This is a genomic window from Caldalkalibacillus uzonensis (genome assembly GCF_030814135.1).
GTDB classification, from domain to species: Bacteria; Bacillota; Bacilli; order Caldalkalibacillales; family Caldalkalibacillaceae; genus Caldalkalibacillus; species Caldalkalibacillus uzonensis.
Window position 1 is genome coordinate 18,767 of record NZ_JAUSUQ010000014.1, and the last position, 14,481, is coordinate 33,247.

Here is a 14,481-nt window from a genome sequence, read left to right on the forward strand (position 1 = left end):
TGAGCCTCCTGTTTTAAGTGCCAAAATGTTGGTGAACAAATTTGTGCACGATTCCGTATTTATTGTACATCATTTCACATATCCTTGTCTTGCACCAAGCGGCTTCCCATTTAAAAAAATGGTGAACTTTTTTTGAACAATCAGGTGAGCTTGGGACTTTGGCTAGCCTTGAACAACACTTGTCCCTCAGGTACACTGAAAAAGAACTGGGGTGAAGAACATGCGAATTCTCGGCACACACCGTTTAACAAAGACCTATGCGGGAATACCGATTCTCACGGACGTCACCATAGACATACAAGCTAAGGACAGAATTGGCCTGGTAGGGCCCAATGGTGCAGGCAAATCAACCTTGCTTAAAATTTTAATTGGTGAGACCTCTTACGACAGTGGGGAGATTTACCATCCCAAAGATGTCACGGTTGGTTACCTGGCTCAAAATGCCGGACTTGTCTCCTCCCGTTCCATCTGGCAAGAGATGCTGAGTGTGTTTCAACATTTGATCGATGAGGAACGGCGTTTGCGGCATATGGAGCAGCTCATGTCCCAGGGAGAGGTTTACCAAGATCAGGAGCGATACCAGCAACTGCTTGAGGAGTATAGCAGGGCTCAGGATGCGTTTAAAGCCCAAGGGGGATATGAATACGAGGCCAAGATCCGCAATGTGCTGCACGGTTTGCGCTTTGCCCATAAAGATTATACAGCTCCCGTATCTGTCTTAAGTGGCGGAGAGAAAACACGGCTGGCCCTGGCCAAACTCCTGCTCCAAGAGCCGGATCTGATCATGTTAGATGAGCCGACCAACTATCTGGATCTGGATACCCTCTCCTGGCTGGAAAACTATTTGTCAGCTTACCCGGGGGCCATACTGATCGTCTCCCACGACCGCTATTTCCTAGATCGATTAGCCACAGTGATCTATGAATTGGACCACACCAAAATCACATGCTATCAAGGCAACTACTCCGCTTTTATCCAACAAAAAAGCGCCCGTCTTGAGCAGCAGTTGAAACAGTACCGCAGGCAACAACAAGAGATCGCCCGGGCTGAAGAATTTATCCAACGTAACATTGCCAGGGCTTCCACTTCCAAACGGGCCCAGTCCAAACGCAAGATGCTTGAAAAAATGGAAGTGGTTGAACGCCCCCGCACAGAGCACAAAACCGCCCTTTTCCGCTTTGAGGCGGGACGTCCCAGCGGGTATGACGTGCTCAAGGTGGAAGGCTTAAAGCTGGGTTATGATCAGCACCATGTGCTGGCCCAAAATATCTCCTTCTCAGTCTTTCGCGCTGACCGGATCGCGGTTGTGGGTCCTAATGGTATTGGCAAAACTACTTTGTTAAAAACAATTACAGGGCAGCTGCCCAGACTGTCCGGTACCATTCAGATCGGAGCGCATGTTAAGTTCGGGTATTTTGACCAGGAGCATGACAAGCTCCATCCTCACAAAACAGTACTGGCCGAAGTGTGGGATGACTATCCCCATCTCCAGGAACAAGAAGTGCGTTCCCTCTTGGGGCAATTTCTGTTTAGCGGGGAGGACGTAAACAAAACCGTTTCTGCTTTAAGCGGCGGAGAACGGGCCAGACTGGCTTTGGCCAAATTGATGCTGGAACAAGCCAACACACTCATCTTGGACGAGCCGACCAATCACTTGGACATCTACGCCAAAGAGGTGTTGGAGGAGGCCTTAGAGGCGTTTCCCGGAACCATTATATTCGTCTCTCATGACCGCTACTTCCTAAACCGGCTGGCCACTAAAGTGATACGGTTAACCGCCCGCGGAGCGGAGATGTACCTTGGCAATTACGATTATTATCTTGAAAAAAGAAAAGAACAAGCGGAAATCGAGGCACTTGGCCAACAAAAGGCCCTGGAACAATCCACCAAACCGGAGCAACACAATTATGAACTGGAGAAGGCCCGCCAGCGGGAATTAAGGAAGCTCAAGCGGCGCAAAGAACAATTGGAAGGGGAAATTAAACAAACGGAAGAGATGATTAAAACGTTGGAAGAGCAGCTTTACTCTCCTGATGTCTACCAAGATTACGAACAGGCTCAAGAGGTTCAGCGTCATATTGACGCCGCACGACAAACATTGGATCAGCTGCTGGAAGAGTGGGCAGAACTGGAGGAACAGCTGCACTGACGGATGGGACTATTCCCGGCACTTTAAAGCTAAGGACTAAAGGAAACGGGTAGCCGCATCATGCGTGCTACCCGTCTGTTTACTTTTCCAACGCCTGACGCACAGATTCAGGCAGTTGGAAGCAGCCTTGCAAAATTCCCTGATTGACATACTTGGCCTGTTTATCCCACTTAGCATCCAGCTGCTCCGGACGGTATGTTTTCGAGCCAAGCGTAAAACTCCATAATCCTCCCGGATAAGTGGGCACCACAGCCTGATAAACATGGACAACAGGAAAAAGCTGACCTATCCGCTCATAAGTTTGCTTCAAAATATTCATATGAAAGATAGGTGACTGACTCTGGCAGACCATGACACCGTCTGTTTGCAAAGCCCGGTGCACGTCACGGTAAAACTCGTAGGAGAAAAGTTGTTCAGCCGGTCCAATGGGATCAGAGGAATCCACAATGACCACATCGTACGTTTCTTGGCGATTTTTGATAAAGCTTGTCCCGTCTTCGTAGATAAAGTTAACGCGGGGATCGGACAAGTTGCCTGACACATCTGTTAAGTATTGCTTGGAGACTTTGACGACTAATTCATCAATTTCAACCATATCAATCTGTTCCACCTGAGGGTATTTACACACCTCTCGGGCCGCCCCGCAGTCACCTCCACCGATAATTAAGACCCGCTTAGGATGGGGATGGGTTAAAAGGGGAATGTGTGTGATCATCTCATTGTAAATATGGCCATCCCGGGATGTGGTTTGGACCACACCATCCAGAACGAGCGTCGGTCCAAAATCATATGTATCCACAATCATCACATGCTGAAACGGTGATTGTTCCGCATGGATGACTTCTTTGACCCGGTAGCTTAATTTCATATTTTCCCTTTCATCTTCCACCAGCCACAAGTGACCGTCTATTTCCTTCAACCATTCAAGTTGTGTAATCACCAGACACCCTCCCTCGATCAATGATACTTGTATACATGGATTATCAACACTGGCCTGTTAACTGTACCTCTCTTATCTTACCATGAACAGCCCCGCAGGTTAAGCCAGACCCGGGGGCGCAGAACCAGTACGTATGGAATGGCGGTTAAAGCGTAAAAAAATGAAGGGAAACGTCAGGAAAATGATGGTGGTTGCCGCCGCCACAACTCCGGAATCATTGACCATTAAAATGGTCATCGCACCGATAATCATAGTGCGAAAACCCGTCATCCACATGTGATGCTGGGCCATCTCCTCATAGTGTTTATATAACGGATTGCGGCGCAGCCGGAAGGAAACAAGTCCCATGACCATTAAGGCTGTGGTGAACAGTTTGCCCCATAAGGACACTTTGATCAACCGCCAATTCATCTCCAGTTTACGGGTGAGGATTTCCCCGATTGTTTGCAGATCCCCCTGTTGGGCTGCCTGTACAAAGGTGCCAATATGCGTGTGTTCGCCTTGCAAATGCAGGTGAATTAAACCAGCCAAGCACAGCACAACCAGTCCAAACACCGGTGTAAGGTAGCGCCAGCTGACCTTCAGCCGAAACAAGAAGAGCAAAGAGACAGCATAGGTTAATAATGCAGCAATGGTCGCCCCCGCATTGGTCCCTAAACGGGGTGCAGCCATACTGTAAATGATCAAGAGATAAAACACACTGATGAACATGACCAACATGCCCTTCACCCGCCGCCGATGCAGCCATCCTTGGCGGGACAACCACACACTGATTCCTGTCACGGCCAGGAGGGAACTGCCCAACAAGATACCGGCATATTCATTGCCCAACCCATAAAAGCGTGCTCCAATCAAGGGATCATACCCCAGAAAAGAACGTCTCATCCACACACTTCCGCGCCACAGATCAAACAGGATGACCAACGTATTGGTCAGGCCAATCAGCGTTAAAAACCACAAATTGCTGACTAGATGATACAAAACAAAACTGGTGACAAAGGCACTGCAAAACAGCAGCACAATCCATCGGTACGGCCCGATTACCTGAATGAGTGGGGTCAGCCACAAAAAGTAGATAGGTGATACCAACACCGTTCCGATCAACACCTGCACAATCCTGGCCCCCCAGTATTGTTTGGAAAACCACCAGTAACATGCCGTAGCAATGAGTAAAAATATCATCACCAGCAGGTAAACGCTAATAATGATTCGCCTTGTTCGATAAATGACGAACAAATATTGTAAGTCATCAAAGAAGGAGGCAAAGAAAGTTTGCCCCTCTTGTCCCGCTTGCTCTAACGTTTCCTGAAGAGAGATCACCTCTCCGTAAGCCCGGGAAGGAACAGATAAGCCATAATAGGCCAGCAAGGTTGGCAGAAAATCAACATTGGCCACTACACCAGTCTGTTTCGTCGTGGCGGAACTCAGAATGCCTCCTTGTTGACCGGGATGCCAGGTGAGAAAGGGAGCCAAAAGCTGTCCTCTCGCCTTGGCCTCCTTCGACACAGCCGGTGTCATCACCCAGATGGTGACCGAGCGATTCTGCTCAGCCAGCAGGTGCTGCACCGTGTTCACAAACCAGGTTTGCCACTCGCTTAGCCATTTTTCCTTGTAAATTTGGCTGAGGCGGGCAGTTCTTTTAAATTTGTCATAGGCTTGTTCAATTCGCCATAAATCTCCCAGTTCAACAATGGTTAGCGTACGGGGTTGACGGTTCCAGACAGTTTCAAGCTCTGCGGATAACTGGTCCCAATCCGTTCGCCAGTCTCCCGGCTCATAAGGAGCCGGTGTTAAGATGGTACTGCCAATGTGTCCCCGGGCTTCCCCCTTGCTGTTCATGATCAAAGTAGCCCCCATCCTTCTCATCATGTGGCGGGTATCACTGTTGCCCAGCGCAAAGGTGAACACTTGATGATTCTGGAGGGTTTCCCCCAAGTAACCCCAAGGGCGCTGATCGGCAGTCAACAAAAGACCCGAGCGTTTGGAGTGGAGCTCTCTTAACTTTTGCACCGGATGGATTATGGTCTCGCCGGGTAACTGATACCCATTCCACAAGGGGGGACCTTCGGCAAATTGGCCAGTGGACAGCGTAAACAGGTTATTGACCCAGTCAATTCGTCCAGCTGTGCGCATGGTCATGCCGGCCAACTGGATGTGGGATTGAATGTCTTCCGGCAAACCATCCATCCACTTTTTCACGTCTTCAAAGCCAAGTGCAGGAACCATGAGCACAACTAAGTGAGGTGAGGCCAGCATGTCAGTTCCTTTCTCGACAGACTGGGCATAAGCGTGAGAGCTCCCCAACCAGCCTGCCAACACCCCATAACACAAGATAAACAGCATAAGTACATAGCCAACTCTTCCCGTTAACCTGTTCCTCTCCAACATGACAATCTCCTTTTTCCACACATTTTTCCACAACAACTGGACTTAATGTTATCTTTTCACCTCCCGTCGAAATCATACCTGAGCCACAAAAGTCACAATCTGTCCACAAACTGTGGATAACTTTAACCACATCTGTGGACAAGCAGTTTTTGTCACCACTCTGTGTAGGGACAATTCTGAATACCAAGAGGTGAGGTGTGCGGCTGTCATCGTTCTCGTTTATAATAGTGTTAAAAAGGGGGAGTGAGGAGGACGATGATGAAATTAGTGGCTATTGATATGGACGGGACATTGTTAAACCATAAAGGACAAATAAGTGAAGAAAATGCATGCGCGCTGCGCAGAGCAGAACAGGAAGGTTTGCAAGTGATCATCGCCACCGGGCGGTCCTATACCAATGCCAAAGAGCTGTTGGCCGCAGCCGGTTTACATCCGCCGATCATTAGTGTCAATGGGGCGCTCTTGCACTCAGAGGCAGGAAAACTCATGGCTTGCCAACCGCTCCCTGGTACTGTGCTGAAACCTGTGTGGGCTAAGCTGGCCGCACAGGACATCTATCTCGAAGTTTATACAAACAGAGGGATCGTAACCAAAACCAAGAGCAGGACTATACTGGAGTCACAGTGGAGAAACTTCCGCTCTTCACTCCCCTCTCTTTCGGCTGATCAGTTTTACACCTTTCTTGATCACCATCTGGCCCAGACCACACAAGTCAAAGACCAGGAATTACAGAAGATGCTCACCTATAAAGAGCTGGAAGTGTATAAACTGCTGCTGTATTCCTTTGATCAGCAACAATTAAAAGAACTGAAACAGGAGCTTAATGAGATCAGCGGGCTTAACGTCACCTCATCAGACCGTTACAATTTAGAACTGACCAGCCATGAGGCAACCAAAGGGAAAGCCTTAAAAAAAGCAGCCCATCTCTTGCGCATCCCGCTGAGTGAGGTGGTAGCAATCGGAGATAACCTAAACGACGTTTCCATGCTGCAAATCGCTGGGTTTAGCGTCGCCATGGGCAATGCTGAGGAAGAAGTAAAACAAATATGTGATTTTATCACGCTGACCAATGACCAGCATGGGGTAGCTCATGTCGTTTACGGTTTACTGGACGGTCAACTCCCTCACGGCGGCCAAGCAAAACAAAACGCCTAGCACTTGGCCAGGCGATTTGTAACCTTCTGTACTTGTACTTGGGCGTTGTTGTACTCTAACGTCGCCTTTCAGCTGACCTTATGTAGAGCCCAGCATCAAGCCGGGACTGGCATTAAGGTCCATGTACTCCCGGTTTCCTTTAAGAAACTCAATGTAACCTGCAGCGGCAATCATCGCTGCATTATCGGTACACAGATAAGCAGGAGGTATGACCAACGGAAACCCCTCTTGGGCACATGCTGCGGTCATTCTCTCCCGCAAGCGGCTGTTACAGGCGACGCCTCCAGCTAATAATACCTGCTTGGCGCCATACGCTTGGGCCGCCTTCATGGTTTTGGTAACAAGCACATCCACAACGCTTTCCTGGAAGCTGGCAGCCACGTCCGGTTTCTGAATGGCTTCTCCTTTCTGGCTGGCTTGGTTCAGATAGTTAAGCACAGCTGATTTTAAACCGCTGAAGCTAAAGTCATAGGAACCCGCCTCCAACCAGGCCCGCGGAAAGTTGATGGTGTCTTTCCCCTTTTTTGACATACGGTCGATGTGCGGCCCCCCTGGATAGGGAAGATCCAGTGCCCGGGCCACTTTGTCATAAGCTTCACCAGCTGCATCATCCCGTGTCTCACCCAAAATCTGATACTCTCCGTGTTTTTCCATTAAGATCAGTTCCGTATGTCCCCCAGATACAACCAGGGTCACATTGGGAAATTGAAACTCTGTCACCAAGCGGTTAGCATAGATGTGACCTGCGATGTGGTGGACACCCACCAAGGGCAGCTGATGGGCAAAGGCCATCGCTTTGGCTGCAGATACACCGACCAAGAGGGCGCCTACCAGTCCGGGTCCTTTCGTAACGGCAATGGCAGACAATTGAGCGGCAGAGACATTGGCTTTTTTTAAAGCTTCCTCAATCACCAATGTGATATGCTCTACATGCCGGCGTGAAGCCACTTCGGGGACTACGCCACCGAACCGCTTATGAATATCCATTTGCGAGGCCACTTCATTGGCCAAAAGCTCACGCCCGTTCTTCACCACGGCTGCAGCCGTTTCATCACAGCTGGTCTCAATCCCCAAAATGATGACCGGCTCTTCTTGACCATGTGCCAATCCGCTTGTCTCATTGCTTCTGCTGAAGTCCATCGCTTTCACCTTTTCCTACACCTTTTTCTAACCAGTCATCTGCCAAGCATGGTTCAAGGTCCGCCCACATAATCAGCGCATCTTCTTGGTTATCGGTATAGTAGCCTTTGCGCCGGCCGGTTGTCTCAAAACCCAGTTTACGGTACAAGTTTTGGGCCACCTGATTGGACACCCTCACTTCCAGTGTCATTTTTAGCGCCCCTTTTAAACGGGCCAAAAGCATGATACTGCGCAACAAGCGTTCTCCCACTTTTTGACCGCGGAAATCGGGATGAACGGCAATATTGGTAATATGAGCCTCATCCGCAATGACCCACACCCCGCAGTAACCGGCCACTCCCTTGCTGGTTTCGGCCACCAAATAGTAGGCAAACCGGTTGTTTATCAATTCGTTGTGAAAAGCCTCTTGTGTCCACGGGGTGGTAAATGAGCTCTTTTCCACTTCGAGAACTTGTTTAATATCCTCCAAGTCCATTAAACGGATCTGGATTTCTGTACCGGCCATACACTGTCCCCTTCCCACAGCCTTAACAAGCCTGCAGTCTTTTCAACCTGGCAGCTATAAGTTCCACCCGGACAGGTTAACACGATTCTTGTTTCTCCAGCCATTTCTTTTCGGCTTCAGCCAATTGCAGATATTGTGGGGCAAACGCATGAACATTCCCTGATGCCTTTTCCCTGTAATGCCAGGCCAGCTCGGCCAATGATCGTCCCCTGGCAAAGTTGTCGGTTCGGGCAGCAAAACCGGCTTGTGTCCCCAGCTGCTCTCTTATGGCATCACGGTGAACCCCCACACCTTCCCCGATAAACAGTAAAGGACCTTCCCCTATGGCCATGATCTCCTTTAAAAACACGCCCAGAGGCTGAATACGGTCATGAACAACAGGTGTCACCAAACCGCCTTCACTTTTGTATACACCGCCATACACATGTTCCCTTCTGGCATCAAACACGGGGATGATGAAACCCTTAAAGTCGGCCCTGTTTTGAGCAACGGCCTGTAAGCTGGATAAACCTAATATAGGCCGCTCCAAACTCCAGGCCAGGGTTTTGGCTGTGGTGACGCCGATGCGCACACCCGTGTACGAACCCGGGCCATGGGCGACAGCGACAAGATCCAGAGCGGAAGGTTTTAGGTCCAGTCCAGCCAGCAGCTGTTCAATGGCCGGCATCAGGCGCAAAGAATGATTTTTTTGCACATAGGTGTTAAACTCTCCCAGCAGGCGTCCATTGTCCGTCACACCAATGGCCAAGGCCCAGGTTGATGTATCTATGGCTAATATCTTCATGCCAACACCTCTTTAACCAGCTTGACAAAACGTTCTCCGTGCGGAAGCAAATAAATGTTCCGCTCCGTTTCCCCGCGCTTTTCGATACGGATGTGTAAGCGCGCCTCAGGCAGATAAGGCGCAATCCGTTCAGGCCATTCGATCACCGTCACACCGTCTCCATAAATATACTCCTCAAAACCAACATCTTCCGTTTCATCTTCCAAACGGTAGGCATCTATATGATAAAGGGGGAATTGGCTCCCCTGATATTCTTTAATAATGGTAAACGTGGGACTGTTGACCTTCCGCGTAATCCCCAAACCACGGGCCAGACCTTGCACAAAGCTGGTTTTACCTGCCCCTAAATCTCCGCTGAGCGTAATCACTTCGCCCCCGGTAAGCTTATCAGCCAATGCTTCGGCCAACGCTTGAGTATGCCCGACAGAATGACTGTAAACTACGTGTTCGTATGTTTGCATCACTTAATCCCTCTTTTGCCTGAAATGATTATACCCGGCAGGGGCCAAACATTTTTTGGTTTTATCCGTTTCCAGCCACACCCGTCCTGTCCCCTCTGATGTATAACCAATGGGGTAAAAAGCAAAACCTTGGTCTCTAAACGCCTGACGGATCCGCCCCACAACCTCAGCCTGTGCTGTGCCCACCAGGACGAAATCTTCCCCGCCGCCAAGTACCCATGTATACGGGTCTACACCACGCTGCCGGGCATAGCTGAGCAAGACGTCACTGACAGGCAACTGTTCTTTCCGAATCACCACATCAACTCCGCTGGCTGCAGCTATCTCATTGGCTTCACTGGCCAGACCATCGCTGACATCGTTGAGGGAAATAGTGTGCGCTTTGGCAAAACGGGCCAGTATACGCCCCTGATCCACATGGGGGAGCGGCTGCTGGTGGGCATCTAAGAGCAGCTGCCATACTTTTTGTTCCCGATCAGCGGTGTATCCGTGCAGCAGCAGATCCAGCCCCGCTGCTGCATGGCCCAGCGGACCGGTGACAAACACAACATGTCCGGCTTGGGCTTGTGAACGAAGGAGGCGGACCTCTTCTTCCACCTCCCCGATGGCGGTAATGGTGATCACCAAGTGATCAGGGGTGGAAACGGTGTCCCCTCCGAGCAGGTCCACTTTAAACCGGTCCGCCAGCGCCTGCATACCTTTATAGATGTCCAGCAGCTCCGTATATGTCCAATCCTGAGGAATGGCAATGGATATAATGAAATAAGCGGGTTTTCCTCCCATGGCAGCAATATCACTTAAATTGGCAGCCAGCGCTTTATAACCGATTTGCCAGCAAGACATGGTTTCCCGTTTAAAATGAACGCCTTCCACCATCGTGTCCACTGTGACCACTTGCCCCATACCTTTTCCGGGGCTGTAGACAGCGGCATCGTCCCCTACTGGAACAAGCGTTTGACCAGCCCGGTAGTTCCGGAAAAGAGAGGAAACATCCCTGATAAAGGCAAATTCATTATCTAGCTTTTGTTGATCTCCCACATCTATTCCCCCAGCCCGACAGATGCTTACTCTTTGATTATATCCCATCTAACGGTTACAATAAAAGCGAAGGGACACGAGGAGGTGGCCTATGATGAAGTTGCATGTGACTAAAGCAGCCTTGGCTGAATTGCAAGATTACGCCATTCCAGAAGGAAAAGGGTTGCGTATTGATGCACAAATAACCGGTGGCTGAAGCTGCACGGTGGATATACAGCTGGCTCTGGATGAGCCCAGACCCAATGATAAAATAATCAATATTGATCATCTTACCTTTTTTATTGACCGTTTCACCCAGCGTTATGTTGGGGAATCACTCACGCTTGATTTTGATCCGGCACAAGGTTTTCGTTTGTCTAGCCCCGAAGAAATTCTGTGCCAAGGCATCACGATTTATTAAAAGGTTTTGTTCCCTGCTTTGAACATATGATAGAACACCATTTATCAGCAAGGGCTGTCTCAAAGCGTTTGAGACAGCCCTTGTATGTACTCGTCATTTAAACATAAAAATGGAGCGGGTGACGGGAATCGAACCCGCGCTGCCAGCTTGGGAAGCTGGAGTTCTACCACTGAACTACACCCGCTCGCTCACATGGTCGGGAAGACAGGATTGTGAACCTGCGACCCCTGGTCCCAAACCAGGTGCTCTACCAAGCTGAGCCACTTCCCGAGTGATTTCATAGTTTGCTAGTGACAACTGCGTATCCAAATATAGCACAGATGACCGGGAAAGTCAATTCTATCATTTTTACCTCTCGAAGTATATTCCTTCACAGATTCGTCAATGCTGGTTAATAGCCAACAGCCTTAGTCCATGGCTGCTGGGCCAAAATCTTGCAATCTTCGAGAGGAGGGATAGCGTGCGCAGGACGTTGCTGATCCTCACAGTTCTGGCAGTGATCCTTGTTGTGCCGGGTCTTGCCAGCGCTTACACCATTAAGCCTGGTGATACATTGAGTGAACTGGCTCAAAAGTTGGGATTAGGTGTGGATGATATCCTTAAGCTCAACCCTGAAATTAAGGATCCCGATCTCATTTATGCCGGCGATTCTCTTAATCTACCGGATGGAGAGTCTGAAGCTAAACAAACGAAGAAGAGTGGTAACAAGTCACACAACATTACTGCTAAAGAAAAGGACTTGTTAGCCAGGATCGTTCATGCCGAAGCAAAAGGTGAACCTTTCGCCGGTAAGGTCGCCGTTGCACATGTTGTGTTGAATCGGGTGGAGCACGATGCCTTTCCAGATACGATCACCGAAGTCATTTTCCAGCCCAGACAGTTCCAGCCTGTTGCTAACGGCGCCATTAACCAGTCACCCGACACAGAATCAGTCAGAGCTGTTGAGGAAGCACTAAAAACCCGTGGCAGCAGTAAGGGGTCTTTATATTTCTACAATCCCCAGACTGCCACAAATTCGTGGGTTTTCTCACGCGAGACAGTCAAAGTGATAGGTAACCATGTATTTGCCAGATAGTTTACAGAAATAATAGTCTTTGAAATTGTGCTGATTAAATATTCCACTTCTTTGTTCCGGCATGCCCGTCCCTTCTAGCTGGGAACAGGCAGAGAAACAAAGAAGTGGATCTTTGTGCGCTGATGATGAACCTCTGCTAATGGTGCAAAGGAGGCGCTTCATTTTCTAAGCGCATCTGATCATTGTTTAAGGTCACATGCAGAATGCCCTGCTCAGTGACCGAGGCAAAAAAAATGTCATCGACATCCCTTATGTTTAGGTTTGATAATTGCCTATTCAACCACTCCTCATCCAGTCCCAGTTTATCCAACACATCATGATATGTCTTCCCTTCTACGATAACAGGATAAGCAATGCCCGGTGAGGCTTTGGCGATCCCCATATCTTCAATGGTGACATTGGCTTTGGTCGGTTTTCTATGCACGGTCAACCGGCCGTTAGGCTCAATCAAAGCCAGCTCCACATCATTAATGTCAAAAACATCTTTTTCCCTGAGCATTTGCAACACATTATCGATGGAGTAACGGATCCTGTGCATGTTATCCACCAACAATTGACCGTTGTATACAACCGGAGTGGGTTCAAAGGTGAGCCAACGCCCCACCTTTCTGTTCGATATTTTCCACTTGGCTACTATCACTTGAAACAAACCAATTGCCAAAACAGCTACAGCTGTGTGGATGTGCTTAATGTCGATATCAGCAATATCTGCCCCAACAACCGCACCCAAAGTAATAATGATAAGGAAATCAAAAACGGGCAATTCTCCAATGGAACGTTTACCCATCAAGAGCGTGATGATGAGTAACAGGGGTATAATGGTGATGATGCGTCCCAAAAGAATCAAGAGTTCCTTAACAAGTTCCATGACCATGCTCCATCCTTTTTACCCCTATTTTTTACCACAAGTCCTAGCTTATTCCCTTTAGCCATATATTATTGTTTTATTTTCATAAAATCAGTCGAGATACAACCGATAACCCTCTTCATGACCATTTATAGCGTTGATATCCACATGGGAAACCGCTGGCACTCCCTCAATGGGAATCCTGTACATTAATACTTCACGACCTTTCCCTCCAAAATCGACGATCAACCTGGGTTCTCCGGCCACCCTTAGGTAGGGATTCAGCTTCTTCACGGCCTCCTGTGGAGACAAAAGAGGATTAGTGGACAGGTCATCGTTAAATGTAAAATAGAATGGGGCCGCATGGAAAGAGACCAGTTTGCCCTGATCTAAATCAAATTCAAATTCCACACCGCGTGTCAGGACAGGTATTCCGTTATATTCGGGAACAAAAGTTAACAAAAGTAATGTACGTTTTTCACCGTCAACCCAATACCAGTTCTGCCGTTTATCAATACGCTCCAGGACAAACGTTTCCGGACGCCAGGCCTCAAGCAACTTATGGGCAAAGTCGATCGCTAGTTGTTCGGTTGCGATTGGTTCACCGGGCATCAACTTCAGCTTTCTATCTGACAGCAACGGCAAGCTGATCAAATGCCCTCCGTTCCGGCTCACTTCTGCACAGCGAGGCCCTCCATGATCCGCGTGATGTTTTCTCTTTGAAGCTCTGTCACTTCATCACCACCAAGTTCAGAGCGTAAATAAGTCAAATAGTTACTTGTCTGTTGTAAAAAGTCCTCATAGGAAGCCATATTCAGGGAAGCAACGCTAAGCTGCCGATTTACCCTCGGGTCCCACAAGCTTTGGTGTAAAATCCACATTTCTCGATTGGCGTGATATAGATGGTCCATTCTTTTGTCTGCCGAGGTGGTGACCAACAGTCCAGCCAATTCGTACTCTAACCTGCTGGCACTCCAATAAAACGCCTAATCCCCATATAAGATTTTTGTTTGAAAGTTTCAACTTCAAATGAGCTCCCCCAGCGTATAGCTTATATAACAAACTTTTACATATTCTATCATATGCCGGATAGGAACACTAACTTACAAGCATACACTCAATTGCAAAGGGACTAGGACTTGAGCAGCGCTTCTTTTGCTGAACGAGATAACTGTTTAATCTCATACTCACGCTTTAGTGCCCAGCTTTTGCTCTCACCTTGTTCATAATAGACCAGTTCAACAGGTAGTCGACTGCGTGTGTATTTGGACGCTTTTCCCTCTCGATGGGCACGAAGCCGCCGGGACAAATCGTTTGTATAGCCGGTATACAAACTGCCGTCCCTGCAACGTAGAATATAGACACAATAGCAACCAGGCATACTTTTCCTCCTGTTTTATTCTCTTTTCTAAAACCTGATGTGGTGCTCTCTGTGAATAAACAAAAAATCCCTTGCTACACAAGGGATAGAGCGATTATTATGTATGGTGCGGTCGGTGGGATTTGAACCCACACGCCCAATGGGCACTGCCCCCTCAAGACAGCGTGTCTGCCAGTTCCACCACGACCGCAAATTGGCACAATATAAGCACAATATAA

Annotated in this window: 15 protein-coding genes and 3 tRNA genes; 4 read left to right on the forward strand and 14 right to left on the reverse strand. The window is 48.6% G+C overall.

The genetic code is table 11. From position 1 onward, the window contains the following. Positions 1-220: 220 nt before the first annotated feature. Complete coding sequence (locus tag J2S00_RS15965; protein ID WP_307342070.1) at positions 221-2,149, forward strand: ABC-F family ATP-binding cassette domain-containing protein; 1,929 nt, start codon at positions 221-223, stop codon at positions 2,147-2,149. Positions 2,150-2,228: 79 nt separating this feature from the next. Here J2S00_RS15965 and speE read toward each other — a convergent pair whose 3' ends face one another. Together speE and J2S00_RS15975 are read right to left on the reverse strand one after the other, a co-directional pair. After that, positions 2,229-3,089: a polyamine aminopropyltransferase gene (speE, locus tag J2S00_RS15970; protein ID WP_307342073.1), complete on the reverse strand. Its 861-nt coding sequence runs from the start codon at positions 3,087-3,089 to the stop codon at positions 2,229-2,231. 99 nt (positions 3,090-3,188) lie between these two features. Continuing rightward, positions 3,189-5,474 (reverse strand): hypothetical protein, encoded by a 2,286-nt coding sequence (locus tag J2S00_RS15975; protein WP_307342076.1) that lies wholly within the window; start codon positions 5,472-5,474, stop codon positions 3,189-3,191. Between the two features lie 261 nt (positions 5,475-5,735). On the opposite strand from J2S00_RS15975, the gene J2S00_RS15980 reads away from it, so the two are divergent. Next, positions 5,736-6,632 (forward strand): Cof-type HAD-IIB family hydrolase, encoded by an 897-nt coding sequence (locus J2S00_RS15980; protein WP_307342080.1) that lies wholly within the window; start codon positions 5,736-5,738, stop codon positions 6,630-6,632. 78 nt (positions 6,633-6,710) lie between these two features. On the opposite strand, the gene tsaD is transcribed toward J2S00_RS15980, so the two are convergent. The 5 genes from tsaD to thiL form a co-directional block, all read right to left on the reverse strand. Continuing rightward, entirely contained in the window at positions 6,711-7,772 is a 1,062-nt protein-coding gene (gene tsaD, locus J2S00_RS15985; protein ID WP_307342282.1) for a tRNA (adenosine(37)-N6)-threonylcarbamoyltransferase complex transferase subunit TsaD, read from the reverse strand. Next, positions 7,750-8,277 (reverse strand): ribosomal protein S18-alanine N-acetyltransferase, encoded by a 528-nt coding sequence (gene rimI, locus J2S00_RS15990; protein ID WP_307342083.1) that lies wholly within the window; start codon positions 8,275-8,277, stop codon positions 7,750-7,752. Before rimI ends, tsaD begins: the two co-directional genes overlap by 23 nt. Positions 8,278-8,353: 76 nt before the next feature. Beyond that, positions 8,354-9,061 carry a tRNA (adenosine(37)-N6)-threonylcarbamoyltransferase complex dimerization subunit type 1 TsaB gene (gene tsaB / locus J2S00_RS15995; RefSeq protein WP_307342086.1) on the reverse strand — a complete coding sequence of 236 codons (708 nt, stop codon included), beginning with the start codon at positions 9,059-9,061 and terminating at the stop codon, positions 8,354-8,356. Beyond that, positions 9,058-9,522 (reverse strand): tRNA (adenosine(37)-N6)-threonylcarbamoyltransferase complex ATPase subunit type 1 TsaE, encoded by a 465-nt coding sequence (gene tsaE, locus J2S00_RS16000; protein WP_307342089.1) that lies wholly within the window; start codon positions 9,520-9,522, stop codon positions 9,058-9,060. The genes tsaB and tsaE overlap by 4 nt, the downstream gene beginning before the upstream one ends. Positions 9,523-9,525: 3 nt before the next feature. Further along, positions 9,526-10,560, reverse strand: coding sequence for a thiamine-phosphate kinase (gene thiL / locus J2S00_RS16005; protein ID WP_307342092.1), 1,035 nt, complete (start codon positions 10,558-10,560; stop codon positions 9,526-9,528). Between the two features lie 205 nt (positions 10,561-10,765). On the opposite strand from thiL, the gene J2S00_RS16010 reads away from it, so the two are divergent. After that, positions 10,766-10,960, forward strand: a complete 195-nt coding sequence (locus J2S00_RS16010) for an iron-sulfur cluster biosynthesis family protein (protein WP_307342094.1) — start codon at positions 10,766-10,768, stop codon at positions 10,958-10,960. 110 nt (positions 10,961-11,070) lie between these two features. Here the strand turns inward: J2S00_RS16010 and J2S00_RS16015 are convergent. Further along, positions 11,071-11,144, reverse strand: a tRNA-Gly gene (locus J2S00_RS16015). 9 nt (positions 11,145-11,153) lie between these two features. Next, a tRNA-Pro gene (locus J2S00_RS16020) sits at positions 11,154-11,230 on the reverse strand. 190 nt (positions 11,231-11,420) lie between these two features. Between J2S00_RS16020 and J2S00_RS16025 the strand changes: the two genes are divergently transcribed. Then, positions 11,421-12,035: a cell wall hydrolase gene (locus J2S00_RS16025; protein ID WP_307342097.1), complete on the forward strand. Its 615-nt coding sequence runs from the start codon at positions 11,421-11,423 to the stop codon at positions 12,033-12,035. 136 nt (positions 12,036-12,171) lie between these two features. Here J2S00_RS16025 and J2S00_RS16030 read toward each other — a convergent pair whose 3' ends face one another. The 5 genes from J2S00_RS16030 to J2S00_RS16050 all read right to left on the reverse strand — a co-directional run bounded on the left by J2S00_RS16030 (position 12,172) and on the right by J2S00_RS16050 (position 14,453). Next, positions 12,172-12,903 (reverse strand): DUF421 domain-containing protein, encoded by a 732-nt coding sequence (locus J2S00_RS16030; protein ID WP_307342100.1) that lies wholly within the window; start codon positions 12,901-12,903, stop codon positions 12,172-12,174. Positions 12,904-12,993: 90 nt separating this feature from the next. Further along, positions 12,994-13,557 (reverse strand): hypothetical protein, encoded by a 564-nt coding sequence (locus J2S00_RS16035; RefSeq protein ID WP_307342103.1) that lies wholly within the window; start codon positions 13,555-13,557, stop codon positions 12,994-12,996. Beyond that, the gene (locus J2S00_RS16040; RefSeq protein ID WP_307342104.1) at positions 13,554-13,832 is read right to left on the reverse strand and encodes a hypothetical protein; all 279 of its coding nucleotides are present in this window, start codon (positions 13,830-13,832) and stop codon (positions 13,554-13,556) included. Before J2S00_RS16040 ends, J2S00_RS16035 begins: the two co-directional genes overlap by 4 nt. A gap of 182 nt (positions 13,833-14,014) precedes the next feature. After that, a complete protein-coding gene (locus J2S00_RS16045; RefSeq protein ID WP_307342107.1) occupies positions 14,015-14,263 on the reverse strand; it encodes a GIY-YIG nuclease family protein in 249 nt (82 codons plus the stop codon). A 104-nt stretch (positions 14,264-14,367) separates the two neighbouring features. Further along, positions 14,368-14,453 (reverse strand) — tRNA-Leu (locus tag J2S00_RS16050). Between the last annotated feature and the right edge of the window lie 28 nt (positions 14,454-14,481).

Bases quoted from the DNA above. Each gene is read 5' to 3' on its own strand.
- J2S00_RS15965 (WP_307342070.1), top strand. From the start codon at position 221: ATGCGAATTCTCGGCACACACCGTTTAACAAAGACCTATGCGGGAATA.
- J2S00_RS15980 (WP_307342080.1), top strand. From the start codon at position 5,736: ATGAAATTAGTGGCTATTGATATGGACGGGACATTGTTAAACCATAAA.
- tsaD (WP_307342282.1), bottom strand. From the start codon at position 7,772: ATGGACTTCAGCAGAAGCAATGAGACAAGCGGATTGGCACATGGTCAA.
- rimI (WP_307342083.1), bottom strand. From the start codon at position 8,277: ATGGCCGGTACAGAAATCCAGATCCGTTTAATGGACTTGGAGGATATT.
- tsaB (WP_307342086.1), bottom strand. From the start codon at position 9,061: ATGAAGATATTAGCCATAGATACATCAACCTGGGCCTTGGCCATTGGT.
- tsaE (WP_307342089.1), bottom strand. From the start codon at position 9,522: ATGCAAACATACGAACACGTAGTTTACAGTCATTCTGTCGGGCATACT.
- J2S00_RS16030 (WP_307342100.1), bottom strand. From the start codon at position 12,903: ATGGAACTTGTTAAGGAACTCTTGATTCTTTTGGGACGCATCATCACC.
- J2S00_RS16045 (WP_307342107.1), bottom strand. From the start codon at position 14,263: ATGCCTGGTTGCTATTGTGTCTATATTCTACGTTGCAGGGACGGCAGT.